Annotated in this window: 2 protein-coding genes; both read right to left on the bottom strand. The window is 40.6% G+C overall.

Annotated elements, in window-relative coordinates:
- Positions 1-169 precede the first annotated feature (169 nt).
- Positions 170-1,465, bottom strand: coding sequence for a tyrosine-type recombinase/integrase (locus DXA87_RS14165; protein ID WP_117505034.1), 1,296 nt, complete (start codon positions 1,463-1,465; stop codon positions 170-172).
- A 160-nt stretch (positions 1,466-1,625) separates the two neighbouring features.
- Positions 1,626-2,102: transcriptional regulator (locus DXA87_RS14160; RefSeq protein ID WP_242998098.1), on the bottom strand; the 477-nt coding region annotated here is incomplete at its 5' end.

The raw sequence follows: 2,102 nt of genomic DNA, 5'->3' as shown, positions 1-2,102 counted from the left end.
GAATTTTAATGATGACGGAACGCCAAGATAAATCGAAATTTGTGGAGAGATTTCCTGAACTTTCCTTATTTTACAGGCTTTTCAGCCCATTAAATAGTGAAATGATATGTATTTTCCCTTATTTTTGCCCTTATGCGGAATCCGCAAGGGAAATAAGGGAAATTTTTAGTTAAGCATTGCTCGCTACTTTATCAAGAAGTCTTGCGGAATCCCGTTTTGCTTTTCTTGTTGAGTGAGCGTAAATATTCATTGTGGTACTGACATCAGAGTGTCCTAACAGTTCCTGTACATCTTTCGGTGCAGCTCCATTGGAAAGCAGATTGCTGGTATAAGTGTGACGCAACTGGTGAAAATGGAAATCTTCAAATCCTTCCAGCTTCTTTGCCACTGATCTGCATACAATGCTGAGTGTACTCGGCAGTTCCAAAGAGCCATCTGGTCGCAGGCAGACAAAGGAGATTTCTTTGTAATCTGTCGGGACTTCCTGTGTTCCGTCAAGATGATAGTATTCATAATATACCCTGTTTTTCACATGCACTTCTTTGTAGTAATTGCGGTGATATAATTCGCCATACTGCATCCGGTTTTTGAGCTGTTCTTTTCTGGCAGCTTTCAGTATTTCAGTCAGCGTATCTCCAAAATCAACAATCCTTACTTTTTTCCGTTTCGTTGGTCCGATAATATTTTTGTGTTTCATGCCGTCGTAGCGGATACTGCGTTTTATGGTCAGGCATTGTTCCTCAAGGTTAATGTCCTGCCATGTAAGACCACAGGTTTCCCCGATACGGAGCCCGGCATAATACGCAATTTGAATCGGAAGAATAGCAGGTGGATTTTTCTTTTCCAGATATTGGATAAGCCGTTCATAATCCTCATGTGAAATCGGCTGTGTACCTTCTTCCACTTCATCATCGGAAAAGAGGTCAACTTCCTCTGCCTGCTTTTTCAGCTTAATATACTGCATCGGATTGAAACTGATTAACTGTTTTGGAAATACTGCAAAACGGAATGACTGCTGTAACACTGCGGAAAAAGAATGGATATAATCTTTGCTGTATCCCTTTTTTACTTTCCCGTCTGGAAACTCACCACCGAATGTAAGCAGATCAAGAAATGCCTGTAAATGTTCGGCAGTAACTGTTTTCAGTTTGCGGTCTGCAATCGGGTGTTTTTTGATACATCGGATTGCACCAAGATAATTTTCCACTGTACCGTTGCTGAGTGTCCCAGTTTTCAGTTCTTCTTCTGCCCACATATCCAGAAGTTTCCCTACGGTAAGATTATCTGCCTTTGCAACAAACTTCTTATCTTCGTAGTCTTCCAGTGCCTTGCGGAGAAGCTTTTCCGTCTCACTTTTACTTTCGGTTCCGGCGTATTCTTTCTGAACCATTTTACCGCTTGCATCTTCTACATAGAAACGATAGTACCATTTTTTTCCTTTTTTTCTAACAGATCCTTTTGCCATAATCGTATGTCTCCTTTCGATATCAGACAATCGGAACTGCTGAAATGCTTCTTGCGTGTAGGCATCTTATGGACAAGTCCATAAGCCAATTCGCCGCTCGTCAAATCTGTAAACAGCTTGACTCGCTTGCGCTCATTGTATCATAACTCCGATTATCTTACTATACCGATTCAGAATCGTCATACATAACTTCGGATAAAAGATTTGCAAGCCTTTGTTCTGCCGCTTCCGGTTTCTTTGAATAGAGCCTTACAACATCTGCCATATCATTAAATGCGTTGACAGTATGTGTGATCTCCCTGAGAAACATAATCTCATTATATTCATCTTTCGATTCAAATCCCATTACTTTGGCAATGTCCGCATCTTTGGTACTGCCTTTGTAATTTTTACAGGCGAACTGAAACGAATCCAGAAACAGTTCATATTGCTTTAACATTAACAGCAGTAAGTCTTTAGAAAAAGCGTCTTCTGTTTTATTGAGGTCAAGAGGAAACTGTTTGAGAATGTCGCCCATCGCATCACGAATCTGCAATTCTTTCTTATCCGTAATATCAGTTTCATATTCATCGGTTTCCCCTTTGAGCCATTCAATCGATACATGAAGTGCTTCCGAAAGACCTTCCAGTACCATCTT

It is taken from the genome of Desulfotomaculum sp. OF05-3, from assembly GCF_003435535.1.
GTDB lineage: Bacteria > Bacillota > Clostridia > Lachnospirales > Lachnospiraceae > Pilosibacter > Pilosibacter fragilis.
This window is presented reverse-complemented; position numbering and strand designations above follow the sequence as displayed.